The following is a 23,557-nucleotide window of genomic DNA, read 5'->3' as shown; positions in this document are numbered from 1 at the left end:
GCGATAAACCGCGCCGTTTTTTATGCGCGATGGCTCACGCACATCACGCACCGCGCATGCGCCCCAGATGGATCACGCTTAGCTTAACAAAACCTTAAGAGCTCAGTATTACCAAATAAAAACCCCAGTTCACGCAAATGACTTTTTAACGGTTCAAATTCGTCCGGCTTTACCCAAATTCGTTGTCAAACAAAAGGACGAGACATGAAACCGATCACGAAATGGAAGCGTAAGCAAAGCGCAATGTGCGCAGCCGTCGTCTTGCTTGCAGGGCTGTACTCGGCAGTCGCGACCGCCGGCGACGATCACGACCACGGCCGCGACAACGATCGCGATCGCACGTCGGTCAAGCACGTGCTGCTGATCAGCTTCGACGGTCTGCATCAGCAGGACGTCGCGCGTTGCATCGGCGAGAACACGTGCCCCAACCTGGCGCTGCTCGCGAAGTCGGGCACCACCTATACGAACGCGCACACGCCGGGACTGTCGGATTCGTTTCCGGGCCTCGCCGCGCTCGTGACCGGCGGCTCGCCGAAGTCGGCGGGCCTGTTCTACGACGTCTCCTACGACCGCACGCTCTATGCACCGTCCGATACCAATTGCACGGGCCCGACCGGCTGGAACGTCGTCTTCGATGAAACGACCGGTATCGACGGCGAGAACGGCGGCGCGCTGATCCATCTCGACGGCGGCGGCGCGTTCAATCCCCAAGCGATTCCGAATGCGCTCGTCAATGGCGTCTGTACGCCCGTCTATCCGCATAACTATCTGAAGACCAACACGGTCTTCGAAGTGATCAAGGGCAACGTGAAAGGCGCGCGCACCGCCTGGGCCGACAAACACGCGTGGGGCTACGACTGGCTCAACGGACCGTCCGGCGCGGGCGTCGACGATCTTTCGCGCACCGAAATAAATTCGATCGATCCGGATACCAACACGTACTACCTCGACACGTACACGCACACGGAGAAGTTCGACAACTACCATGTGCGATCGCTGCTCCGCGAGATCAACGGCAAGGATTCGACCGGTAAGAAGAGCGTCCCGGTCCCGACCGTGTTCGGCGCCAACTTCCAGACGCTGAGCGTCGCGCAGAAGGCCACGGTCGCGACGGGCGGCGGCTATCTCGATGCGAGTTTCACGCCGGGTCCACAGGTCACCGGCGCGATCGCGTATCTCGACGACGCGCTGGGACGCATCGTGTCCGAACTGAAGGAGACCGGTCTCTATTCGTCGACGGCGATCATCGTGACCGCGAAGCATGGCCAGTCGCCGACCGATCATTCGAAGCTCGTGAAGAACGGCGATACGCTCACCAAGCTGCTCGAAACCAGCAACTACCTGGATTCGGCGGGTAATTTTGGGCAGGCCGCGACGAAGAGCGGCAACCTCAACGACGGCACCGGACTCGTCGGCACCGGCTTCGTGCAGACCGACGACGTCGGTCTGATCTGGCTGCGGGATCAAAGCCAGGCGGCCGCTGTCGTGAAGACCCTGAAAGACAATCTGAGCTGCAACGCGCCGGGCATTTGCGCGGACGGCCCGCAGGCGTACATCCTGTCGGGCCCGCAACTGGCGAACCGGTTCGGCGATCCGTCGCGCGGCCGCACGCCGGACATCATCGTTCAGCCGAATCCGGGCGTCATCTACACGTCGAGCACGTCGAAGGATGAAGAGCATGGCGGCAACGCGCCCGACGACAGCCATCTGGGTCTCGTGATGTACGTGCCTCATTCGCATCACGCCGGACAGGTCAACGACGAGCGCGTGCTGACCACGCAGGTCGCACCGACGATCTTGCGTCTGCTCGATCTGAACCCTCAGCTGCTGAATTCGGTCGCGCTCGAAGGCACGCGTCCGCTGCCGGAATCCGATCGCGACTGAGTACTGGGTAGTCGCCGTATTTGAGTAGCGAACTGCGCCGCGATCAGTGCTGTAACGATCGCGGCGCAGTCGTTTTTGCCGGCGCCAGCCGTGCGGACCTCGCGTGCCGGCGCGTACGGAAATAGGATAGGAGTCGCATGATGTCACCCGACAGGTGTGCGTCGATTGCCTGACGAGGAGCCGCGTTGCCATGAACAACATTGCGCTCGGATGTGTAGCGGTGTTGGGGCTGCTGTTGTTCGGCCTCGGCTTGTCGGTGTCGATGATGCGCTTCCGGGAAGGCGCCACGTCGGGCTGTGCCGACGATCCCGCCAATCTGCTGCACAAGCTGGTGCGGGCCCATGGCAATACGGCGGAATATGCGCCGTTTCTCGCGGTGCTGTTTCTCTTTCTCGGCGCGAGATCGCCGTCCGTGGTGACCGTGTCGCTGATGGTCATCGCGACCGTGTGCCGGTGCTTGCTCGTCGTCGGGCTGGTTGCATTTCCGACGATGGCCAAGCCTAATCCGTTGCGGTTCGTCGGTGCGGTCGGGACATATGCGGCGGGGATTGGGTTGTGTCTGGCGTTGTGGCGGTGAGCCGGTTAGCGGCTGCATCGATACACACAACCGCCCTACCCCAAAAGAAAAAAGCCCCACGGTCACCCGTGAGGCTTCAAGAAGACCCGCAGCCTGACACCGCGGGTCCTGGTCTTTCAAGCAACCACGCTTACTTCACATTCGGGAACACCGGCCAGGACGCAGCCTGATCGCACAGCTGCATCTTCGCGTTCTGCGAGACGATCGTGGCCGCCGGATCCGTGTCGCCCGCCGCGCCAGCGTCGTCGCTGCCATTGACGGTCAGGTTCAACGTGTTCGTCGGGGTCGTGTACTTGCCCGCGCCGCTCGACGTGTTCGTCAGGATACCGCCCGTGCCGTGTGCCATCGACGAACCGATCAGGCTCACGTTGGCGCCCAGGTTCAGCGTGGCGTTGGCGGCCTTCGATTGCGTCGAGCCATCGAGCGCGCCGATGTTCACGACAGGCTTGCTCAGGTTCGCAATCGACATCGCGACGTCCTTGTCCGCGACCACGTTATCCAGGTTCAGCTGGATCACGCTCTGCGTATTGGCGTAAGCCGTGTCGGCATGCAGACCACGGAAGGTCAGGCCGCCGCCGCCGGTCTTGCTCGCAGCTTTGTTGGCCGGGATGTTCATCATGCGGATGTTGCTGAGGTTGATGTCGTGGAAGCTCGGCGGCAACCAGCCCAGCCCCGTGTACGAGATCGGATCAGCACTCGGGCCCGTGTAGTACATGTCGAACACGAGGAAGTCCTTCACACCACGCATACATGCGCCGTCGTAGTAGATGTTGCTGACGTCGCCGCCGCGTGCCTGACCGCTCTTGATACGCAGGCCCACGACGCCCATATCCGTCGACGAGGTGCTGCCGTCGTAGATATTGTCGAAGTAGTTGTCGTAGAAGTGAATGTTGCGCACACCTGCATTCGTCGGGCTGCCGATCGACAGACCATGGCCGTTGTAGTTGTGGTTGTGCGCAACCGTGATGCCGTACGTGCGGTTCGACGAAACGTCGCGGTTACCGTCGATGGCCCACAGCATGTTGGCCGCCGTCGTCGCGCCGTGTGCCGATGCCGGACGCGGATCCTGCAGACCGCCCTTGAACGCGACGTTGTCGTCGGACGGGCTCAGGAAGTTGTACACGATCGCGACGTTCTTCACGTAGCCGTCGAAGTACACCTGTCCCGAGGACGTCGTCTTGCTGCCCGTGCCGAGAGCCGCGTGTTCCGGACCTGCCGCAACGCTCGGGTCGACACCGTCGGTGTTCTTCACGCCGGTCGAGCTGGCATCGATCGTCGCGCCCGTATAGAGATGCGAGTACGAACCGCTGACGCCGTCGAAGCCGTCGTTGTTCATGCCGACCGCCGCCTGGTTGGCCGCATCCGGCAGCAACGGCGTGATGATCTTGATGCCCCACACGGTGAAGCCGTCCACGCCGTCCGCTTCGACGGTGAAGAACGTGCTGTTGCGCAACGTGATCTGATACAGCGACAGGTTCTTCGACTGCTGCATCCACAGCATGCCGGGGTTGCCCTGGAAGCTGTACGGGCCGCCGCCGATGTCCTTATTGCCGTGGTACGAGATATCCCACCAGCTTGCCGTCACCCAGCGTGCGCAACCGGCCGTGCCCGCGGTACAACCGCCGCCGTTGACCGTGTAGCCGCTCGGGATGCTGGTTGCCTGGCGGTTCACCACATAGGTGACGGCCGGCGTGGTCAGCGTCGTCTTGCCCATCGCGGTGACCACGTCGCAAGCGGTGCCTTCCGGCGCGAGCGTGCCTGCGCGGTAAGCGGCGATCGTGTTCGTGCAGCTGAACTTCGGCGTCGTCACGCCGCTGATGTTGTTGCCCGAATACGTGAACGCCTCGGTGACGCCAGTGGCCCAGCGGATCATCGGATACTGCGGCGACGAGCTGATGAGCGGCATGTAGCCACGCGCATCGATCGAGCCCGTGCCCATGATCGACGCGTTGACCGTATGCGTGCCGCGGATCAGCGGATAGCAGTTCTGCATGCCGCTCGTGCCCGAGATGGTCGCCGCGCCCGCATTGGCGGTGCCAGCCGGAGCGGGAAGCCCTGCCGGATTGTTGATCGCGGCGCCGCAGGTGATCGCATTCGGCCGATCCGCCGCGGTCTTGTCGTAGACGACCACGTCGCGGCTCGCGAACAGCGTGACGCCGTCGTCGACCCACAACGTGACGCCCGACGGCAGAACCAGCGGACCGCTCAGGAACGCGTTGCCCGCGCCGCTGCTGTTCTTGACGAGACGCACCGCGAACTTGGTGGCCTTGTAGGAAGGGTTCGACAGCGTTTCGCTCGATGCCCCCGCGATGTTGACGTTTGCGTTATTGGCCGCCTGCTGCGTGGCGGCTGCCTGCTGATCGGCCTGCGTGATCTTCGCGCCGACTTCCGCGTCCACGGCGGCGCCGCACGCGTCGAGCGCGGCCTGAATGCGCGCCTGGTCGGGGTTGTTCAACGCGGTGGTCGCGCCGCCGTAAGCGGCCGGCGTCGGGTCCGAGCTGACCGGCAGCGAGCCGTCGGCGTTCTTCACCAGGTTGTTGGCTGCCTGGAGCGTCGAGCACACCTGCGTGTCGGCGGGCAACGACGGCGAATCCGGCAGATTCGTATCGCCCGCGTAGCGGCCGGGCGTCCAGACGGGGGACGCCGGCGAGGTCGGGTTGGTGGGTGGCGTGGTCGAGCCGGTACTGGAACCTGAAATGTTATTGCCCGCACCGCAACCGGCGACGGTCAAAACAAACAGGCCGAGTACACCAAACTCTCGGACTGAGCGCATCTTCATAAGTTATCTCCTTGGGAGTGGGTCCAGTGCGTGTTCCTGGCAGGCCTCGCTCTCCTCGCGCGAATGCGACGGGAAGGCGTCAGGGCATGTGGAGCATCAATGTTTGTTATAAGACATCGTATAAGTTATAACCTCAAATCCGGAGCTTCCACTCGACGCGCGACGGCCGAAAACCAAACATCGCGCAACTTATATCGACGCAACGACCCAGCCCCAAGCCGGATCTCAAGAGCGCATGGCAGAGGTGGTGCTTGGCCCAGCTTGGGCCTGCGCCTCGAAGGTTATTTTCTGGTTGCGAACCGGCCACGCGACGGGCTCGCAGACAATCGTCTCCGCATGCTCGCGGATCAGGTTGTCGGGCAACAATTAAATTCATCGTACAACGTACGACGGATCATGCTTTAGAAGGCGGCGCTCTTTCAATTACAGTAAACCCGACCTCCCAATATCAGGGACGCGGTCAGAGGGTCGGAAGCGCATCGAAAGGTCAAATGTTACAAAGGGATGCCTGCGCGCAAGCGCATGTGCGCGCGCACCGGCGGCGACGACGCATGAAGCTGCGCCGGTATGATGAAAGTCGGGGCGGTCGCTCGAACCCACACCCAGCCCACCACAGGGGATTCATCTTGCATTCCGTCAACATCCTGCTTGCGCTTGCGGGCGTCCTGTTGCTCAGCGTCGCGAGCCCGGGACCCAACTTTCTGATCGTCACGTCGACGGCCGTTGCGTCGCGCAGCGCCGGCATGATGACCGGCCTTGGGCTCGCCGCCGCGTCCGGCACGTGGGCGTTGATTGCGATCGCGGGACTGAGTCTGATCGTCACGCACGTCAGCTGGCTCGGGGCCGTGCTGCGCATCGCCGGCGCGCTCTACCTGATCTGGCTAGGCATCAAGATGATCGTGACCGCGCGGCGGCCGTTGTCCGCGGACGTCAACAGCACCGCGTCCGGTTGGGCCGCGACGAAGAAAGGCTATTTCGTCAGCATGACGAACCCGAAATCCGTCGCGTTCTACGGCAGCATCTTCGCGTTGATGGTGCCGGCGCATGCGCCGCTGTGGCTCGATATCGCGGTCGTGGCGCTGTCGATCGGCATCTCGTGCGCGTGGTACTGCGCGATGGCGTTGCTTGCATCGCATCCGGCGGTTCGGCGCACGCTGGTTCGGCGCAAGGCCGTGCTCGATACGGCGGCGGGTGTACTGTTGGTGGGAGTCGGCGGGCGGATGTTGGCGGGACGTTGAACGGCTAGCGGCGCGCAACGTGATGCCGCCTTCGCGTGATCAGGTGGAACCGGGCTACGGCGCGCCGCCACCACGAATCACCAGTTCCATATAACCCGTCTGCGGATCGGGCTCCCGCGCGAACGAATAGCCTGGAACCGACACGAGCAACAACTCGGCGGTGGTGCGTACCGTGCAGCCGCGCGCCACATGACCGCCAAACACCTGTCCGCGCGCATCCGCGATCGACATGTGCAGATGAGCGCCATCGGGCGAGACCGAGCCTGCGAGGGTCAATATCTCGAGGTCGCCGCGGATTTCCGTCGGCGCGTCCGCGCCAGCGAATCTCAACGCCGCAACGTGGAGACTGCCGATACCCTGGACGACGAAGGCGGCTTGCAGTTTGCGTTGGCGAAGCGCGTCTTCGACGGCGACGCGAAGGTCGTCGCCGGGACTGAGTCGCAGAGGATGGGCTTGCATGCCTGGGACAGTTTGAATGCGGTAGACGCGGCGGGTTATGCGTGCGTGAGGAGAGGAAGTATCTCACGGGCGCCTCTTGCTAATATAGTGACGTGCAAACACCGTGCACTCGCTTATGTTGTGTGTTGCCTATGCACATTGATGGTCGAGGTCCCTGCATGTCACCGGCTTCAAGGCATCGTACAGCCATCGTGACGCACGGAATTTCAATGCACGATTCCACGCTCGAAAGCGACGCCAATCACTATCGGCAAGAACGTTCGCCGACAGTTTTTACCGGTCTCAACCTCTGCCTGCCAAGGGGCGGCGCATCGAAGATTGTATGGTTCTCAACCGCTTAGCAAACGTCCCAATGACAGCCGAAGCCGGCGTCGCCCTGATGGTAGTCACGACCGCGACGTTCGCTGCAAGTGATTCCGTCGTCAAGGTCATCGGGACAGCGGTCCCGTTGACAGCCATTCTTCTTGGACGCTACATCTTCCAGACAATCGCCCTTGGCGCCTGGCAGGCCAGACACGGCATGAGTCGTTTCGGGCACATCGGCACGCTGAGGCTCCAGGTGTTGCGTGCGTTTCTCCTGCTTCTCAATTCAGCCTGCACGTTTGCCGGCTTGCGTCTGTTGGCATTACCAGTCGCCACGTCGCTGGCGATGATGGCACCACTCATTTCAACGTTGCTCGCGGCGACTCTGCTCAACGAGGAAGTCTCCAAGGCAAAGTGGTTCATGGTTACGCTTGGCTTCGTCGGGATGCTGATCGTCGTCAGGCCCGGAAGCGGCCAGTTCAGTTGGGCAGTAGCGTTTCCTATCGGTGCTGCCACAACCTTTGCGTGTTTCCAGGTTGTCTCAAGCAAGTTGTCGATGGCTGGCGACCCCGTTACGACCAATTTCTTCACAGCCCTGATAGCGAGCATCGCACTAGCGTCGCTTTTATGGGTCGATCAGGCTGCTCTTCTTCCCACAATTCATGACGTGAAGGCGGGAAGCTGGTTATTGGTCATTTTGATGGCGTCGCTTGCCACTTCGGGTCATCTCCTTATGCTTCAGGCCTTGCGAAGAACGCCGCTTGCCGTGCTGACTCCGTTCGGCTATGCGCAGCTTGCCTTCGCCACTTTCTTTGGCTGGCTGCTGTTCGGTAAGATTCCGGACCTATGGACCATCGTAGGGATGGCTGTAATCGTGATCAGTGGAATCGGCACGATGGTCGTGCATGCATCACCGCGAACTCGGTAATCGCCTTTCATGCTTATTGTTTTGCGGGATTTTGAACGGAATATAACGCCCGGCCGTGGAGGATCGGGAGTGGGAGTTCGCTGATCCGACAGGCTGCCGCCTGGCCGCTCGATGCTTCCACCGTCGGCAATCCGAGAGTTGCGCGCGCGTCAACGCCAATGGCTTCAGCCGTGGATGTCTAGCCGCCGGATGAGCGCTCCGGCGTTCATTCCGCCGCGGTCCGCCCGGCCTGCATCTGTTCGCACGAGTCCATCTCGTTCACGTCCTCGCAAACGAACACGAACGGGAAACGGGGATCCGCCGCGCCCCGGGACACGAAATCGGGCACCGACACATCACCGAACCGGTGGATGACGAGAATCCCCGCGCATACGATGGCCGAGACCGTCACGATGCCGAACGCCAACCGTTCGAATCTGCGAAAGAAGCGATACATGGCAGTGCTCCCGCGTTGCGGCCACGTCTGGCCCGTGACCTGTCACTCACGCCGCCGGCACCGACGCGAAATGCCCGCGAACGAATTCACGCACCTGCGCGAAACGACTGGCAGCCATCGCAGGCGGCGTGGCCGGGCCGACTTCGTCGAAATGCAGGTGCCCGATCAGGTCGAAACCGGATGCGCGGAAAACATGGGTATCCTGCAGCAGCTGCATCGCTTGCCATCGGCCGTCCTCAACGAAAGAAGCCAGCGGTGCGGCCGAGACGGTCACCACGACGGCGCGGCGCCCTGACAGCAGACCGTGCACGCCGTCCGGTTGCGTCTCATACGCGAACCCCCGGCTGAACACGCGGTCAATGTAGCCTTTCATCATCGCCGGCATCGCCATCCACCAGAGTGGATAGATGACGGTCAAGACATCCGCCGCGAGAACGTCTTTCTGCGCGATCAGGACGTCGGCCATGCGAAGGCGCGCATCGATGCCCTCGGTCAATTCCTGCGCGGAAAGCACGGGATCGAACCCCATCCGGTACAGGTCGTGAACGCGCACGTCATGGCCTATCCGGACCAGTTCCCCAAGGTAGGCGCGCGTCACGCTCATGGTGAAGCTGTCTTCCACCGGGTGCGCGACCACGATCAGGTGTTTCTGCATGGCAGGGGCTCCTCTCGAAACGCGCCGCGCGGCGTCATTGCGCGCGGACAGGATCATCGTGCGCGTCCCGGCAGCCACCCGATTGACACACATCAACGATGCGAGCATTGCCCGCAAATCGCGCCCGTCACGGTGCCCGCAGTCGTGCGAGACGGGACTGCAATTCGACTAGCGGTTCGACGATGGTCTGCACGGCGCCGGCATAGACTGAGCCGTCGCTGCTATCAAGGGTCACAAGGTCCCCCTCACGCATCCATGTTTCCCCGATCTGGAGCCTGCGAGTCGGCTCATCGAGCCGCATCGCGCAGCCTACGAGGCAAACCTTGCCGAGTTGCCGAGCCACGACAGCCGCATGCGAAGTCCGCGCGCCCCGTTGTGTCAGCAGTCCCGACGCAATGTCGAGGGCAGCGATGTCGTCGGTCTCGGCGTCGCGGCGCACCAGGATCACAGCGGCCCCAGCGGCGTGGCGTTCGCGCGCGCGTGCCTCGTCCAGCGCGATTTCTCCCATCGCCACCCCGCTCGTCGCGCTCGCAGCGTGTGCGAGCGGGATCAGCGAGTGACCATCCGGCGCCGCAATACGGGTACGCACCAAATCAGCGGGGCTGAGTTCCTTTGTGCGTTCACGAGCGGTGGCCGTGGTGATGATGCCTTCGTCGAGCATGTCCAGCGCAATCCGTGCGGCCGCTTGCGGCGTGCGCTTGCCGTTGCGGGCTTGCAGCATATAGAGGCAACCATCCTGCACGGTGAACTCGAAGTCCTGCATGTCGCCGAACGCCCGCTCGAGCTTTGCCGCGGCGTCCCGTAGCGACGCCCAGACAGCCGGCATGGTTCGGGCCAGTTCCTGATGGCCTCGGGCGCTCCGTCTGCCGGACACGACGTCCTCTCCCTGAGCATTGAACAGGAAATCCACCCAGAGACTCGGCTCGCCGTTCACTGGATCGCGCGTAAACCCGACTCCAGCGCCCGAACGACCGCCAGCATTGCCAAACACCATTGCCTGTATCGTTACGGCCGTGCCGATCGCATCGCCGATACCGCATCGGCTTCGGTACGCGACGGCTTTCGGCAACTGCCAGCTTCGGAGCACCGCGTCTATCGCACCCGCCAGTTGATGCCGCGGATCCTGTGGAAACGGCTGACCGCTTGCGCGCTCGTACACGACAAGGCAACGATGTGTGAGCTCGCGTAGTTCGGCAAAATCGAGCGTCTGTTCGTCGCGCTCACCGGCAATCGCCTCGCGTTCAGTTTCGAAAACTTTCGCAGGGACATTCGCGACCAGTTCTCCATAGCTCGCGACGAGCCTGCTATAGGTATCCCAGACAAGGCGCGGATTGCCGGTCTGACGCAACAATCCTGCGATCGTCGCATCGCAGACTCCGATGTCGAGCAGCGTATCCATCATGCCCGGCATCGAAATGGGTGCTCCCGAGCGCACCGAAAGAAGGAGAGGCTGTCTCGTATCACCGAAGCGCTTGCCGGTTGTCCGCTCGAGTTCCTGAAGTGCGCCGCCCCACACCGCGCTCGAAGTTGCGGCTTTTCGCAACGCATCGTCCCTGCAGTAGGGCGTACCGAGTACGAATGCAGGCGGCACGGGAAGGCCAAGATCAGCCATGCGTGCAAGATTGTGGGCCTTGCTGCCAATCTCGTCCGTCGATACACGCGGCGGATCCACGTTAGCGCACTGCGCCGCTTTGCAGCCGATCAGATAGACGCTTTCACACAGCGGTGGCGGACCATAAAATGCACGTTCATTCATGCGCCTACTCCTGCCTTACCAAAAGCGACATCGCGCAGCGCATACCCTGCAACGAGAAGACGATCCGACGCTGTTTCCAGCGTGCTCGCCAGGTCATTGGCGAGCATCAGCGTAGGCGCATCGAGCACCACGGCGAGAATGGCGCGCCGGGCAGCACGCAGCAATTCATCACACTGGCGTTCAGAACGCAAAACATTCCATAACGCGGCCAGGAAACCGTCAGTGTCCAACGTGTCACTCGAATCGCCGAGACAGCGCGCGATGGATAGCGCCTTCACGTGCTCTTGCGTCGCCAGCAACACGGTTTGCGCAAGACCCGATAGCGCGCTTCTGACCTCGTCGTCCCAATCGCGCTGATGACCTTCGGCGATCAAGGACATCAGAAACGCTGCTTCCTCCAGAGCGTCGGCAACGTCATCGGAAAGTTCGAGCAAATGGGCGAACGGCTGCCAGCGCGGTTGCCGATGGGCTTGCTCACGCGCGCGCATCACCAGATGGTCTGCCTGCCGCTCCCACACTTTGGCTCTCGCCGCCAGCGCACGGACCGCTTCCGCGTCCGCCCCGGCGGCCACGTCATGCATCAGCCCGTCGGATACCGCTTGCGCCAGCGCATTGCAGTAGGCCGCGTGTTCCTCGAGCAATTCGAATTCGCTGTTGTGCTGCCGCATCCTCCTCGCAAGCAGCAGGCGTGTCTCATCCGCGACGAGTGCCACGGGATGCCCACCGAGTAGCTCGCGACTGGCGGTTTGCAGAACGTCGACCAGAAATGCTTTCGCGTCGTGGGCTCCCAATATTGCATCGAGCCGGTCACCGATCCGGAACACACCTTGTCCCACATCCTGCATGGCCGCGTAGATCAGCGCTTCGCCGCCCGCCTTCAACCATGCCATGTGCCCGGCCTCGCTTTGCGCGGATTCGATCAGCACTGCGATCGCGATGTCCTTGCCCACAAAAGGCAGCAGCCGCTTGCGTGCCCGGTTCCAGTCGATGAGGAACACGATGCGCGAGCCGATGGTTTCCAGGGTCGTCTCGAGAGCCGGGTCGTCGGCGCAATCAAAGCGCGCAGTGCCGAACGTGTAAGCAGCGCCCTCGTTGAGCGTGGCCTCCACCTTCGATTGCACTCCGGTCCAATGGGCCCCCACCGGGGCAAGAAGGGTCTGGAGGAATTCAAACCGTGGGCGGTGGAGATCGGCATAGCTCAGCGTGACTGTCCGGTTCTCGATCTGAATGACCAGCACATGCGCGTCATTGGTGCCGATGTCGTTCTGCAGCAGTACCCGGTCACCGTCGCGTGTGGCAGCCGTCTCGAGTCCCGGGTGATCGAACTTCAACGGCGCCGTGCGGTTCAACCCACGCATAAAAGCGACGACGAGTCTGCGGTCGGCCGGCTGAAGTTGCCATACGTGCGCGCCATCGATTTCTTCGCTCGAGAGCGAGCCGGCCAGCTTGTTCAGCGCGCGATGCAGATCCATGATCAGCCAGTGCAGGCCGTCGGCGCCGGCGTCATTGCGGCCGCGCGTCAGCGCCTGCAATTGGGCGCGGCTGATCCGCTCGCCTCCCATCGATTCCAGTTCGGCCTGCCAGCCTTGAATACGATCTCGCAGAGCGGGCACGTCATAGGCCGATCCACGCAACGGCTTGGCCATCGTAGCGAGATCCTCGCCAAGTCGTTGCAGCAGACGACGCAGATCCGGCACAAGCAATTCGTCGTTGACGAGCGCTGAACCGCTCGGCATGTCACGAAGCCAGGGCATATCGACATGTGCGGCCGCCATTTCCGCGCTCAGGTCCAGTGCGTCGGTGTTGGCATCGTCGGCGTGCGCCAATGCAGCCTGAAGCACGCTCAGATACAACTTCACGCGGTCGTTGGCAGCGAGCGCCGCCCGGATCCAACCCGGCAGCAGCAAGCTGCGCTCTCCCAGCACGTTGATCGCCTCGGTCTTTTGCATGGTGACTACCCGCGGTAAGCGAATGGGTTCAGTCTCAATCGTCAATATGACGTTTATCTGACGGCTAAGACGATTCAGCGAGCCGATTGACCTGCATCAATTGCTCGGCGACGCAGTCGGCCACGGCGAGCGCGGAAGCACTCCAGTCAGGACTTAAAAATCTGCTCGACGTTGAGATGCTGAGAAAGGTGCTTCATCATTGGCAATTGACTTGCATCAAGCGCCCGATGAGCCGGCGGTCCAAGATGGAACTTTGACGAACTGGAAGATGATCCATGGACGAACAGATCCGGGCGAAGACGATCGGGTCATTGTTAGATCAGCGCAAGCGTAAGACTCCATGACGCGGTGCTCACATGGCCGGCCGAGGTGGACAGTGTGCGCCAAAGCGGGCTGCCTCTATGCGTTGCTCGTGTTTGCGATCGGCTTTGCCCTCGGAGCGATTCGCATCCTGCTGCTCGTGCCGCGCCTTGGCGAGGCGGCGGCCGTATCGCTCGAAGTGCCATTCATGCTTGCCGCGAGTTGGAACTTGTCGCGCTGGAGCGCGAACCAGCACGACCTGCTGACAGATACCAGCGAGGCCTTGCTGATGGGCGCAATCGCCCTGGTCGTATTGATGCTTGCGGAATTGGGCACCGCCGTGCTTCTGTTCAGAAGGACGGTGCTCGAGTACTTTGTCGGCTTCTTGACTGTGCCTGGCGCGATCGGCCTCGCAGGCCAGCTTTGCGTTGCGGGCTTTCCATTTCTGCAGGCGAGTCGTAGCCGGGTCGGAACCTGCTAGCGGTGCGCGACGAGTCGCGCACTGCATTTCACATCGAAGAGAAGAAGCCCGGACATTCCATGTGGTCCCTCACTTCCTTCACCCCCGGCACGCGCGCTGCCGCCGCGAGTATTGCCTTGCGTTCCTTTTCGGAACGCGCCACACCCCAACAATGCACGACACCTTTCGTGACGATCAGGCCGTCGGAGGCCATCGCCCAGCGATGTCCATCGAGATCCTTCGCAATTGCATCGCGAATCTGTTCGTCCGACGGCTGCGCATCGAGCTGCTCAGGCGCGCAACTCGCGAGAGCGCGCACCAGGTTGGACCGGCTGACGATGCCGACGAGCTTGCCATCGCGCAGCACCGGCAGGCGCTTGATGTGTTTGCGCCCCAGCAGTTCGGCGACCTCGGTGAGCGGGGCGGCGTGATCTACCGTGAACGCCGGCGCGCTCATCACGTCGCGCACCTGGATCGAATATTCCTTCAGATACTCGGCCGCGAGTTCCCGCGTGGGCGCCATGAATTCGGCAAGCCATGAGCGGCGCTGCGTTTCCGTGCCCGTTTCGACGCGCCTAAGCAGATCGCCCTCGCTGACGACGCCGATGACGTCGCCGTTGTCGTCGATTACCGGCATTCCGCTGATGCGGTGCTCGGTCAGCAGCTTCGCCGCGTCGTAGACCGAGCTGTCGGGTGCGATGGAAACGACCGGAGTGGTCATGATGTCCGAGGTTTGCATAGTGAGTCTCCATGTCGAGGGACCTACCCTGTTGCAGACGAGTGTAGGCATGAGGCGGCCGATGCAATTGACGAGCGTCAAGGAGAACGTCGCTTCGATCTCGCGCCGCGAGCCTCGGCATGCAGGCGGCTTCACTGACGAATCGATTTGTTACTTTCCCCGGTGCGCGGCCCATGGTCCACGTCAATAGCCAGGAGCCCGAATCCGCTGAAATGAACGAGGCGCCAACTCATCGCGGCGCCACGGAGGAACCATGAGGCTGACCTTTCTCGGTGCAAGCGAGACCGTCACTGGGTCGAAGTAGCTGCTCGAAGAAGCGGGCTTGCCCTTCGTCACGCATGGTGAGCCGGCGGCCGCCGATGCGATGCGGCGGCGCATCGCGGAGAAGTTCGGCGGGTCCTGCGAAGTCCCCGTCTACGAACAAAGCGTCGAGCTCGAGCAACGCTAACGGCCGCGGCCACGGACAAAGGATCACGGCCGCTTCCCAGCGGCCAGCGGCCACCACCTGCTCGTAATTTTCGGTTTTCGGATATCAAGCGCTACGCCGCGCGGCGATCGCCGACGCGAGCGCACAGGAATTGACGCGCGCAGCGAGGCTGTCCGCCCGGCTCGTCAGGATGATCGGCACGCGTGTCCCGACCACCAGGCCTGCGCTCGCCGCTTCGCCGAGAAACTCCAGTTGCTTGACCAGCATGTTGCCGGCTTCCAGATCCGGCACGAGCAGGATGTCCGCGTGCCCCGCGACGGGCGATTTGATTCCCTTGATCCTCGCAGCGCGAACGGAAACGGCGTTATCGAAGGCGAGCGGGCCATCGACCAATGCGCCCGTCAGTTGCCCGCGCTCGGACATCTTGGCAAGCGCCGCCGCGTCGATGGTCGAGCGCATGCGGGGATTGACCGTCTCGACCGCGCACAGCACCGCAACCCGCGGCCGGGCAACGCCCAGCGCATGGGCGAGGTCGATCGCATTCTGCGCGATTGCCTGCTTCTGCTCGAGATCGGGCACGATATTGACGACGGCGTCCGTAATGATGAACGGCCGTTCATACGCGGGCGTTTCGACGAGGAAACAGTGCGACACGCGTTTATCTGTCAACAAACCTGAACCGGGCGCGAGCACCGCGCTCATCAGTTCGTCAGTGTGCAGGCTGCCTTTCATCAGCGCGTCGGCCGCGCCCTGCGCGACCAGTTCCACCGCACGGGCCGCTGCGGCATGGCTGTGTGGCACGTCTTCGATTTCGAAGCCGGTGAGGTCGACCCGCAACGTGCGCGCAAGCGCGTCGAGCTTCACTCGTGGCGCCACGATGAGCGGCGTAATGAGGCCACCCCCGGGCCCTGCGGCCGCCGCAAGCAATCCTTCGAGACTCGCCGCATCGCATGGATGCACGACGGCCACCCGCAGCGAACCGGCGTTGCGTGCCAGTCGCACCAAGGGCGAGGCCGCAGCGTCAGCGCACAGCAGACCCGGGAGCCGCTCGGCCGCGGACGCTCTCGCAGGTCCGGGAGTTGCGTCGTGCGGAACTTGCGCGCCGGCGAGCACGTCAGTGTCGCCGCCGCTGCGATCAGCGTTCGAATACGTAGGTTCCGGGTGCATCGTCGAGCCCATCGATAATTTCGCGCGCGGCCACCTCGCCATCCGAGTGCTCACGCAGCCACTGGCTCCAGCGCGGCCACCACGAGCCGTCGACGGGTTCGCACTGGCTCGCGAAGTCATGCCGGCTGCGATACGGCTCGTCGGGCGCGCGCGTGGCACAGCGGTAATACCGCCCGGCGTGACCCGGCTCGGACACGATGCCGGCGTTATGCCCGCCCGCGGTGAGCAGGAAGGTCAGCTCGTTGTGCGTGAGCAGATGCACCTTGTAGACTGATCGCCACGGCGACACGTGATCACGCTCGGTGCCGACGACAAACATCGGCGCCTCGATATCCGACAGCGCGACTGGGCCGCCGTCCAGGCAATAGCGCCCCTCGGCCAGATCGTTGTTGAGGAACAGCGAGCTCAAGTACTCGCTGTGCATGCGGTACGGCATACGCGTCGTGTCGGCATTCCACGCCATCAGATCGTTGGGTTTCGAACGGCGGCCGAGCAGATATTCGCTCATCATGCGCGACCAGATCAGATCGCGCGCGTTCAGCAGTTGAAACGCCGCCGACATCTGCGCACCGTCGAGATAGCCCTGGCGCCACATCAATGCGTCAAGCGCGGCGAGTTCGCTCGCGTCGACGAAAAGTCCCAGCTCGCCCGGCTCGGTAAAATCGGTCTGCGCGGCGAGCAGCGTCACCGTCTTCAATTCCGCGCCCCTGCCGTCGCGAAACAGCGCGGCCGCGGCAATCGCGAGCAATGTGCCGCCGAGGCAATAGCCGACCATGTGCACGCGCCGCGGCACGTCATCGGCTTCGCGCGCGCGAACCTGCGCGAGCGCCGCGAACAGACCGTCATGCAGATAGTCTTCGAGCCGGAAGTCGCGGAACGATTCGTCCGGATTGCGCCACGAGATCGTATAGACCGTATGGCCCGCATCGACCAGATAGCGAATCAGCGAATCGTGCGGCTGAAGATCGAGGATGTAGTACTTCATGATCCATGACGGCACGATCAGCACCGGCTCTTTTGTGACGGCCCGCGTCGTGGGCGCGTATTGCAGCAATTCGCACAGTTCCCCGCGCCAGACCACCTTGCCTCGGGTGACGGCCACGTCCCTGCCCGGCTGCCACGCGGACACGCCGGTCCCTGCCGTCGCGGCGCCGCGCGACAGATCGTGCAGATCGGCCAGCCAGTGCAGCGCGCCGGCCACGAAGTTCATGCCGCTGCTCGCCCACGCCGCCCGCTGCACTACCGGATTGGTCGCGGCAAAGTTGCTCGGCGAGCACGCATCGAGCCACTGGCGTGCCAGAAATCGCACCAGTTCTTCGTGATGGCGCTCGACGCCCGGTATCGCGGTCGTCGCGGACTCCCACCAGTGTTGCATTTGCAGGAAGCTGTCGCGGTACACATGGAAAGGCCACATCGACCAGCCGTCGCCGGCAAAGCGGGGATCGTCGGAGCGGGTCTGCGCTTTCCGGTGCCCAATTTTCACGCGCAGCGCCTGCAGGGCCTGATCAAGGGCCGCGAGCGACATCTGCGATACCAGTTCCATGAGCCTGCCGGGTGCAATCGCGATATGCAGGGACCAGTCCGCCATCGCGAGCACTGCCGAAGATGGCGACAAACCTCCTGTCAACGCGGCCACGCCAGCGTGCGCCGCGCGGTCGAGTTCGTCGCACGAAAACGCGAATCGCGCCCGAGGGTCGGCCGACGTGTCGGGTGCCTGTCGATCGCGCGCCGGGAACGGATGCGTCGCGAGCCTGGCGGCCCGGGTGGTCGGCGTGGCTGTAGCGAGGGAGAGCTTGGCAGTCATCGTGCGGTCGCGTCGGGCTGGTGACCGTGCCCACGTTACGCGTGCAGCACGTTTGTCTATTGATTTGCATCAACGCTTTGCGCCCCGCCGGCTCATGCCGTCACGACACAGATTCGTCGCGCCGCCGGGTAAGGAGTCTGACGCAGATCAACGGTGCGCGAGTTCGCCGTCGTACCCTGATCTGAAACCTCTCCGCTGATTTGCTCCTTTCCTGCAAGGTCGCCTAAGCATGACGCTCCTGTTGATCGCATTGAATGCGCTGGTGTTCGTACTCGAGGCGCTGGGTCCGGCCTCGATGATTGACCGCTTCGCGCTGTGGCCGCTTCATTCGGCGAACGCCTATGCTCCCGCGTTCCACATCTGGCAACTGCTGACTTACAGCGCGCTGCACGCGAGCCTGACGCATCTCGCGTTCAACATGCTGGGGCTTTTCATGTTCGGCCGCGAAGTGGAACGCGTGCTCGGCGCCGCAAGGCTGTTGCGGCTCTATGCAGCGAGCGTCGTGTGCGGCGCGGTCGTTCAGCTACTGACCGCGCTTGCGCTCGGTGGCGACGCGTATCCGACCATCGGCGCGTCGGCCGGCATATTCGGGCTGCTCGTTGCCTACGCGCTGCTGTTTCCGCAGCGGCGCGTGGTCCTGCTATTCCCGCCGATTCCGATGCCCGCGTGGCTGTTCGCCACCGGTTACGCACTGGTCGAACTGGGCCTGGGCGTCTCGGGCGAGGCGCCGGGCATCGCGCACTTCGCGCATCTCGGCGGCATGGCCGGCGCGCTCGCGCTGATCGGCTGCTGGTCGCGCAAGCCGCGCGGCGACGCGATTAACTAAGCGCGATGACCCGCTGCGCTTGACGTGAGTCAACTTCGGCGTCTCCCCGCGAAGGAATACTGGACGGGCTATTTCGAGGAGCGTCACATGACCCGTTACATGAAAGCCGCCGTCGTCCACCAGTTCGGCGCGCCGCTGCGCATCGAAGAAGTGCCTGTCCCGGAGGTGGGTCCCGGACAGATTCTCGTCAACATCAAGGCTTCAGGCGTTTGCCATACCGACCTGCACGCCGCCGACGGCGACTGGCCGGTCAAGCCGAGCCTGCCGTTCATCCCCGGACACGAGGGCGTCGGCTATGTCGCCGCGATCGGCAGGGACGTGACGGCGGTCAAGGAAGGCGACCGCGTCGGCGTGCCGTGGCTCTACACCGCATGCGGCCACTGCGAGCACTGCCTGAGCGGCTGGGAAACGCTGTGTCACGAGCAACAGAACACCGGCTATTCGGTCAACGGCGGATACGCGGAGTACGTGCTGGCCGACCCGAACTACGTCGGCCACCTGCCCGACAACGTTGCGTTCGATGAAATCGCGCCGATCCTCTGCGCGGGCGTGACGGTCTACAAGGGCATCCGCATGACCGACACGCGCCCCGGCCAGTGGCTCGCGATCTCGGGTATCGGTGGCCTCGGTCACGTCGCGGTGCAGTACGCGATTGCGATGGGCCTGCACGTCGTCGCGGTCGATGTCGCCGACGACAAACTCGAACTCGCGCGAAAGCTCGGCGCGAAGCTCGCGATCAATGCGAAAACCCAGGATCCGGCGGCCGTGATCCAGAAGGAAATCGGCGGTGCCCACGGCGTGCTCGTGACCGCGGTCTCGCGCAGCGCGTTCGCACAGGCGCTCGGCATGCTGCGCCGTGGCGGCACGGTGTCGTTGAACGGGTTGCCTCCCGGCGATTTCCCGTTGCCGATCTTTTCGACCGTCCTCAACGGCATTACCGTGCGCGGCTCGATCGTCGGGACACGGCGCGATCTGCAGGAATCGCTCGACTTCGCGGCCGAAGGCAGCGTGCGCGCGCACATCCACCGTGACCGACTGGAAAACATCAATGCCGTGCTCGGTTCGCTGCGGGAAGGCACGGTGAACGGACGCATCGTGCTGACGATGGAATAGCGTGTGTGCCAGGCGAATCGTCCGTTGCCTCCCCAACGGACCAACGGACGTTGCTCGCATCGCCAGCCTTGTGGATGCGAGTGCGCTGCCGCCACGCCAATCATGAGGCTGAACATCGAGAGCAGTCCGTCATTGGCGCCGAGGACCGCAGCAAGCAGCCACCCTGAGCGATGTGTTCGATGCACGACCTCGCTGTGAGTCAGAGCCCCTCGGCAGTCGCCCGATCGGCGCCCATTACCTCGTCCTGATACTCTGGCGCACGATGCCCCAGCGTGGCGATTGATTTGGCGTACCTGACGGTCGCAGGAAGCGCGGTGAGTCCGTGAGCGAAGATGCTGAGCAGCACCGTCGCCATCACCACGAGCTTGATGGTGGGCTCTCCGGGCAGATCGGTTTCCCCCTCGAGATAGACAAGCCCGAGAACGATCGAGGCGAGGCCTCTCGGGCCGAACCATCCCATGAACAGCACGGTCGGCCAGCTCAGGCGCGTGCCCAGCAGCGCTATCGCCACCGGCACGATGCGAATCAGTGTCAGGCTCAGTACGCTATAGGTCACGACGGCAAAACTGAACTGTGACCAGACACGCGTCACCAGCAACCCGAACAGGAAGAACACGAAATAGTTAAAGAGTTGCCCCCAGTCTTCGGCGAACTCCACGCTATGCTTGCCGACCTCGCGGAAGCCGACCTGTGTCGCCAGCCCGGCCACGAACGCGGCGATAAACATACTTGCTGCTGTAGCCTCCGAGGCCACCACGCAAGCAAGCGGCAGCGCCACGACGCCCAGCTGCACGACGGGTTCGGCCATCCACTGCTTTCGGAGAGCAAGACCCAGCAGCCAGCCGCCCAGCAGTCCGATGGCGAGTCCCACCAGCGCGCCGTAGCCGAGCTGCTCGATCAGAAACCGGGTCAGGACTGTGCCGCCCCGACTCGTTTCCCGGGCCTCCGCCAACGCGACAAAGAACATCAGGAAGGGCACCGAGAGTCCGTCATTCAATCCGGCCTCCACATTCAACGCCTGACGGATTCGATGTGGCACGTGCGGGCTATTGACGATGACCTGCCCGAGCCCCGCATCAGTCGGAGCGAGAATCGCGGCGATGATACCCGCCTCCCACCAGGTCAGCGTTCTGAAAACGACCATCGCACACAGCACCCCGAGCATGATGGTGAGCAGCATGCCCGTGCTCAGCAGGCGTATCGGCAGATTGGTCTCGCCCTTCAGCATGCTCGGACGGACTCTCGAAGCATCGGTGAAGAGCGTCATCACAAGTCCCAGCTCGGCCACCTGCAGCAGGTCTTTGCGGTCAAGGGCGAGTTCGTCCAGCGCTCCGTGTGAAAAAGCCATGAGCGCACCGAACGCCGTAAAGAGGATCGGTGCCGTCAGGACCGTTCGCTCCAGTCGCCGGGAAATCAGGCTGTAGAAAAATACCATCGAGATGAAAGCGGCAACGATGACCATCAGCCTTCTCCTTTGCCGCGGTGTGAGACCGTTCGCGCGTAACGCGGCTGGCGCCGGCCATCCTCTCTGCTAAAGAGCCATTCGCATATCAGACTGCCGGACGGGGAGATGCGGATTGATCCAGGTCAAACCTGGTGAGTGACTCGCTTCCCGCGACATCCGTACCCCGCTGCTCCCTCATTGACACACGTCAATGCTCGCGCCTCGCAGTCGTTCATCCTCCTATTGGAGCGTCACGCTATTGCATTCCAACGGTGACCCGCAGCGGCGCGTGAGCCCGGCTTGCCGGGCACAGCCGGATGCCGGCAGCCTGGTGGCGCTCTCGCGACCACGCCCACGGGAGGCATTCATGTTGACTCAGTCCTCTACACGCAATTTGCCGGAAATCTGGAAGACCTTCGCCGACGCGCAGACGCAAGCCTGCGTCGACTGGTTGGCGCTGACACAGGAAACATGGGCGCGTTGCGCGCTCACACGCAATCCGCTCGAATGCATGTCGACTGCCAGCCTCATGCTGCCCGAGTGCGTATCCAGCGCGATGCGCTACTTCAAGAACGTCTCGGACGCTGTCAACGCGTGTCGCGATCTGGCCGACGGAGTTGGTGCGGCCCCCGCTGCCGCGTTGCCTGTGCTTGCACCGGAAGGTGCGGTCGGTCCGGCCGGAGTCGCGGCTGTGGAAGAGCGTCATCCGGCTCGCTCACGAACATCACGAGTGATGCCGGAGGTGGTCGTCGACAGATCTGAAACATCCGGTTCGTCTCTCTCAAACCTGGATCGTGCCTGAACGACGACTCCTCGACCGGAGAACGAAGTGCCCTATTTCAGCAATGCCGATCTGCCCGCATCGGTTCGGCATCATCTGCCGCAGCGCGCGCAGGAGATCTATCGGGCTGCATTTAACTCCGCGTACGAGGAATACGCAGCCGATGCGCGTCACGAAGAAATCGCGCATCGCGTGGCATGGGCGGCGGTCAAGCGGTGTTACGTCAAGGACGGCAGCGAGTGGATTGAGCGGCGCTGATACGCACGATCGCGGCATCCCTTCTGCTGGTAAATCCCTTGGTGCCGTGAAACTCGCCGAGCCCCGAATCCCATTGACTTGCGTCAACGCTGCGCTCCCCTATCTGCCTAGACTGGCTTCAGTCACGCTAGCGTCGCCGCACCGGAATTGCCCGGCGACGTCCGCGTGCTCGCACGCTGCATCGAGTGAATCGCGCAAAGCCGCGGGTTGCTGATCGCTCTGTCGTATCACTTCCGCGTACATCCCGGCCGCGCTTGGTGTCGGCGTCTTCGCCTGTATCGCGTTTCGACGCGATCAAGCGCGTAACTGGCGCATCCTCGCGCGGGCCAGCCGACTGTTCCTGCGCGCGGCGGGATTGCGCGTGGAACTCGAAGGTGACCTCACCGCCTTGCGCGAGCCGCATACGGTGATCGTGTCCAATCACACCGGTTATCTCGACGTCGTGGCGCTCACCGCGTTTCTGCCTGCGCCGGTTGCCTTCGTATCGAAGCGGGAACTGGCGCGCCGGCCATTCGCCGGTCCGTTGTTGCGGGCAATCGGCGCGCGCTTCGTCGAGCGCGGAGTCTACGCGGGGAGCCTCGCCGACGAAGCGCGCTTGATCGAATTCGCGAAAGCCGGAGAACGTCTGCTGTTTTTCCCCGAGGGCACCTTCGTGCGCGAGGCTGGTCTGCGCGCGTTTCATCTTGGTGCCTTCCGCTGCGCATGCGTGACGGGACAGCGCGTCGTTCCGGTTGCGCTGCGCGGTGCGCGTGCCGCATTGCCCGATGGCGAATGGGTCCCCCGGCGCGGCTCCATGACGCTTTCGGTTCTGCCGCCTGTCGTGCCCGATGGAACCGACTTTGCCGCGACCGCGCGATTGCGCGAGCGGGTGCGCGCCTCCATCCTCGAGCACTGCGGCGAGCCGGATGCGGCCGGCCACCTGTTCTCACCCGTGAAATCGCGCCTGGCCGCCTCCGCAATCACCAATGAGACATAGACCAAGCGCGCCAACACAGCGCAATGCGTCGTCACTTGTGCACGGTGATTCACCCAGCACGGGTTCGGGCGAGATACGTGTCCCCGTTGACGTGCATCAAACCCGCCGGTGCGCGAGGCCCTACGCTGAAACGTACATGAATCGCAGTCGAGGCTCAGCATGCTCAAACGGATCTTGTTGATTGGATTTCTCGCGCTTCCGGGGTCCTTCGTTGTCTTGTCGCTCGTGTGCGTTCATCCTCGCGTTCGCGCAAGGTTGGCCGAACTCGCATACGCGCCGCAGTTGCTTGCCCATGTGA

Annotated in this window: 21 protein-coding genes; 11 read left to right on the top strand and 10 right to left on the bottom strand. The window is 63.1% G+C overall.

Annotation, left to right across the window (positions count from 1 at the left end; genetic code table 11):
- Positions 1 to 204 precede the first annotated feature (204 nt).
- Both EVC45_RS14340 and EVC45_RS14335 read left to right on the top strand, forming a co-directional pair.
- Positions 205 to 1,884, top strand: a complete 1,680-nt coding sequence (locus EVC45_RS14340; protein WP_129958640.1) for an alkaline phosphatase family protein — start codon at positions 205 to 207, stop codon at positions 1,882 to 1,884.
- Between the two features lie 190 nt (positions 1,885 to 2,074).
- On the top strand, positions 2,075 to 2,461 hold the full coding sequence (locus EVC45_RS14335; RefSeq protein ID WP_129958639.1) for an MAPEG family protein: 387 nt from the start codon (positions 2,075 to 2,077) through the stop codon (positions 2,459 to 2,461).
- A 130-nt stretch (positions 2,462 to 2,591) separates the two neighbouring features.
- Here EVC45_RS14335 and EVC45_RS14330 read toward each other — a convergent pair whose 3' ends face one another.
- Positions 2,592 to 5,240: a glycosyl hydrolase family 28 protein gene (locus tag EVC45_RS14330; RefSeq protein WP_129958638.1), complete on the bottom strand. Its 2,649-nt coding sequence runs from the start codon at positions 5,238 to 5,240 to the stop codon at positions 2,592 to 2,594.
- A 626-nt stretch (positions 5,241 to 5,866) separates the two neighbouring features.
- Here EVC45_RS14330 and EVC45_RS14325 point away from each other — a divergent pair.
- Positions 5,867 to 6,478, top strand: coding sequence for a LysE family translocator (locus tag EVC45_RS14325; RefSeq protein WP_373683020.1), 612 nt, complete (start codon positions 5,867 to 5,869; stop codon positions 6,476 to 6,478).
- A gap of 54 nt (positions 6,479 to 6,532) precedes the next feature.
- Here EVC45_RS14325 and EVC45_RS14320 read toward each other — a convergent pair whose 3' ends face one another.
- Positions 6,533 to 6,937 carry a PPC domain-containing DNA-binding protein gene (locus tag EVC45_RS14320; RefSeq protein ID WP_129958637.1) on the bottom strand — a complete coding sequence of 135 codons (405 nt, stop codon included), beginning with the start codon at positions 6,935 to 6,937 and terminating at the stop codon, positions 6,533 to 6,535.
- 352 nt (positions 6,938 to 7,289) lie between these two features.
- Between EVC45_RS14320 and EVC45_RS14315 the strand changes: the two genes are divergently transcribed.
- On the top strand, positions 7,290 to 8,168 hold the full coding sequence (locus EVC45_RS14315; RefSeq protein ID WP_129958636.1) for a DMT family transporter: 879 nt from the start codon (positions 7,290 to 7,292) through the stop codon (positions 8,166 to 8,168).
- 205 nt (positions 8,169 to 8,373) lie between these two features.
- Here the strand turns inward: EVC45_RS14315 and EVC45_RS14310 are convergent, their stop codons facing one another.
- The 4 genes from EVC45_RS14310 to EVC45_RS14295 all read right to left on the bottom strand — a co-directional run bounded on the left by EVC45_RS14310 (position 8,374) and on the right by EVC45_RS14295 (position 12,964).
- Entirely contained in the window at positions 8,374 to 8,604 is a 231-nt protein-coding gene (locus tag EVC45_RS14310; RefSeq protein WP_129958635.1) for a hypothetical protein, read from the bottom strand.
- A 46-nt stretch (positions 8,605 to 8,650) separates the two neighbouring features.
- Positions 8,651 to 9,259, bottom strand: coding sequence for an NAD(P)H-dependent oxidoreductase (locus tag EVC45_RS14305; RefSeq protein ID WP_129958634.1), 609 nt, complete (start codon positions 9,257 to 9,259; stop codon positions 8,651 to 8,653).
- Positions 9,260 to 9,386: 127 nt separating this feature from the next.
- Positions 9,387 to 10,871: a PEP/pyruvate-binding domain-containing protein gene (locus tag EVC45_RS14300; RefSeq protein ID WP_248295145.1), complete on the bottom strand. Its 1,485-nt coding sequence runs from the start codon at positions 10,869 to 10,871 to the stop codon at positions 9,387 to 9,389.
- 140 nt (positions 10,872 to 11,011) lie between these two features.
- Entirely contained in the window at positions 11,012 to 12,964 is a 1,953-nt protein-coding gene (locus EVC45_RS14295) for a DUF47 domain-containing protein (RefSeq protein ID WP_129958632.1), read from the bottom strand.
- Positions 12,965 to 13,376: 412 nt separating this feature from the next.
- On the opposite strand from EVC45_RS14295, the gene EVC45_RS14290 reads away from it, so the two are divergent.
- The gene (locus EVC45_RS14290; protein ID WP_129958631.1) at positions 13,377 to 13,745 is read left to right on the top strand and encodes a hypothetical protein; all 369 of its coding nucleotides are present in this window, start codon (positions 13,377 to 13,379) and stop codon (positions 13,743 to 13,745) included.
- A 28-nt stretch (positions 13,746 to 13,773) separates the two neighbouring features.
- Here the strand turns inward: EVC45_RS14290 and EVC45_RS14285 are convergent, their stop codons facing one another.
- The gene (locus tag EVC45_RS14285; protein WP_129958630.1) at positions 13,774 to 14,463 is read right to left on the bottom strand and encodes a CBS domain-containing protein; all 690 of its coding nucleotides are present in this window, start codon (positions 14,461 to 14,463) and stop codon (positions 13,774 to 13,776) included.
- 322 nt (positions 14,464 to 14,785) lie between these two features.
- On the opposite strand from EVC45_RS14285, the gene EVC45_RS47630 reads away from it, so the two are divergent.
- On the top strand, positions 14,786 to 14,911 hold the full coding sequence (locus EVC45_RS47630) for a hypothetical protein (RefSeq protein WP_306770777.1): 126 nt from the start codon (positions 14,786 to 14,788) through the stop codon (positions 14,909 to 14,911).
- 84 nt (positions 14,912 to 14,995) lie between these two features.
- On the opposite strand, the gene EVC45_RS14280 is transcribed toward EVC45_RS47630, so the two are convergent.
- Together EVC45_RS14280 and EVC45_RS14275 are read right to left on the bottom strand one after the other, a co-directional pair.
- The gene (locus EVC45_RS14280) at positions 14,996 to 15,925 is read right to left on the bottom strand and encodes a bifunctional enoyl-CoA hydratase/phosphate acetyltransferase (RefSeq protein ID WP_248295144.1); all 930 of its coding nucleotides are present in this window, start codon (positions 15,923 to 15,925) and stop codon (positions 14,996 to 14,998) included.
- A 100-nt stretch (positions 15,926 to 16,025) separates the two neighbouring features.
- Positions 16,026 to 17,861, bottom strand: a complete 1,836-nt coding sequence (locus EVC45_RS14275; protein ID WP_129958628.1) for an alpha/beta hydrolase — start codon at positions 17,859 to 17,861, stop codon at positions 16,026 to 16,028.
- A 229-nt stretch (positions 17,862 to 18,090) separates the two neighbouring features.
- Here EVC45_RS14275 and EVC45_RS14270 point away from each other — a divergent pair, with 229 nt between their 5' ends.
- Both EVC45_RS14270 and adhP read left to right on the top strand, forming a co-directional pair.
- Positions 18,091 to 18,687, top strand: coding sequence for a rhomboid family intramembrane serine protease (locus EVC45_RS14270; protein WP_129958627.1), 597 nt, complete (start codon positions 18,091 to 18,093; stop codon positions 18,685 to 18,687).
- 87 nt (positions 18,688 to 18,774) lie between these two features.
- Positions 18,775 to 19,800, top strand: a complete 1,026-nt coding sequence (gene adhP, locus EVC45_RS14265) for an alcohol dehydrogenase AdhP (protein WP_129958626.1) — start codon at positions 18,775 to 18,777, stop codon at positions 19,798 to 19,800.
- Between the two features lie 199 nt (positions 19,801 to 19,999).
- Here adhP and EVC45_RS14255 read toward each other — a convergent pair whose 3' ends face one another.
- On the bottom strand, positions 20,000 to 21,262 hold the full coding sequence (locus EVC45_RS14255) for a sodium:proton antiporter (RefSeq protein WP_129958625.1): 1,263 nt from the start codon (positions 21,260 to 21,262) through the stop codon (positions 20,000 to 20,002).
- A 241-nt stretch (positions 21,263 to 21,503) separates the two neighbouring features.
- On the opposite strand from EVC45_RS14255, the gene EVC45_RS14250 reads away from it, so the two are divergent.
- The 3 genes from EVC45_RS14250 to EVC45_RS14235 all read left to right on the top strand — a co-directional run bounded on the left by EVC45_RS14250 (position 21,504) and on the right by EVC45_RS14235 (position 23,259).
- Positions 21,504 to 22,046, top strand: coding sequence for a hypothetical protein (locus EVC45_RS14250; RefSeq protein ID WP_129958624.1), 543 nt, complete (start codon positions 21,504 to 21,506; stop codon positions 22,044 to 22,046).
- 27 nt (positions 22,047 to 22,073) lie between these two features.
- Positions 22,074 to 22,283 carry a ChaB family protein gene (locus EVC45_RS14245; RefSeq protein WP_129958623.1) on the top strand — a complete coding sequence of 70 codons (210 nt, stop codon included), beginning with the start codon at positions 22,074 to 22,076 and terminating at the stop codon, positions 22,281 to 22,283.
- A 361-nt stretch (positions 22,284 to 22,644) separates the two neighbouring features.
- Entirely contained in the window at positions 22,645 to 23,259 is a 615-nt protein-coding gene (locus tag EVC45_RS14235) for a 1-acyl-sn-glycerol-3-phosphate acyltransferase (RefSeq protein ID WP_248295129.1), read from the top strand.
- Positions 23,260 to 23,557 lie beyond the last annotated feature (298 nt).

This window comes from Paraburkholderia sp. UYCP14C (genome assembly GCF_004197395.1).
Lineage (GTDB): Bacteria > Pseudomonadota > Gammaproteobacteria > Burkholderiales > Burkholderiaceae > Paraburkholderia.
The sequence above is the reverse complement of the archived record's forward strand: the minus strand, read 5'-3'. Positions and strand labels throughout refer to the sequence as shown.

Coding starts and splice junctions, on each gene's coding strand:
- EVC45_RS14340 (WP_129958640.1), top strand. CDS start 205: ATGAAACCGATCACGAAATGGAAGCGTAAGCAAAGCGCAATGTGCGCA.
- EVC45_RS14335 (WP_129958639.1), top strand. CDS start 2,075: ATGAACAACATTGCGCTCGGATGTGTAGCGGTGTTGGGGCTGCTGTTG.
- EVC45_RS14330 (WP_129958638.1), bottom strand. CDS start 5,240: ATGAAGATGCGCTCAGTCCGAGAGTTTGGTGTACTCGGCCTGTTTGTT.
- EVC45_RS14320 (WP_129958637.1), bottom strand. CDS start 6,937: ATGCAAGCCCATCCTCTGCGACTCAGTCCCGGCGACGACCTTCGCGTC.
- EVC45_RS14315 (WP_129958636.1), top strand. CDS start 7,290: ATGACAGCCGAAGCCGGCGTCGCCCTGATGGTAGTCACGACCGCGACG.
- EVC45_RS14310 (WP_129958635.1), bottom strand. CDS start 8,604: ATGTATCGCTTCTTTCGCAGATTCGAACGGTTGGCGTTCGGCATCGTG.
- EVC45_RS14305 (WP_129958634.1), bottom strand. CDS start 9,259: ATGCAGAAACACCTGATCGTGGTCGCGCACCCGGTGGAAGACAGCTTC.
- EVC45_RS14300 (WP_248295145.1), bottom strand. CDS start 10,871: ATGGCTGATCTTGGCCTTCCCGTGCCGCCTGCATTCGTACTCGGTACG.
- EVC45_RS14295 (WP_129958632.1), bottom strand. CDS start 12,964: ATGCAAAAGACCGAGGCGATCAACGTGCTGGGAGAGCGCAGCTTGCTG.
- EVC45_RS14285 (WP_129958630.1), bottom strand. CDS start 14,463: ATGCAAACCTCGGACATCATGACCACTCCGGTCGTTTCCATCGCACCC.
- EVC45_RS14275 (WP_129958628.1), bottom strand. CDS start 17,861: ATGACTGCCAAGCTCTCCCTCGCTACAGCCACGCCGACCACCCGGGCC.
- EVC45_RS14270 (WP_129958627.1), top strand. CDS start 18,091: ATGACGCTCCTGTTGATCGCATTGAATGCGCTGGTGTTCGTACTCGAG.
- adhP (WP_129958626.1), top strand. CDS start 18,775: ATGACCCGTTACATGAAAGCCGCCGTCGTCCACCAGTTCGGCGCGCCG.
- EVC45_RS14255 (WP_129958625.1), bottom strand. CDS start 21,262: ATGGTCATCGTTGCCGCTTTCATCTCGATGGTATTTTTCTACAGCCTG.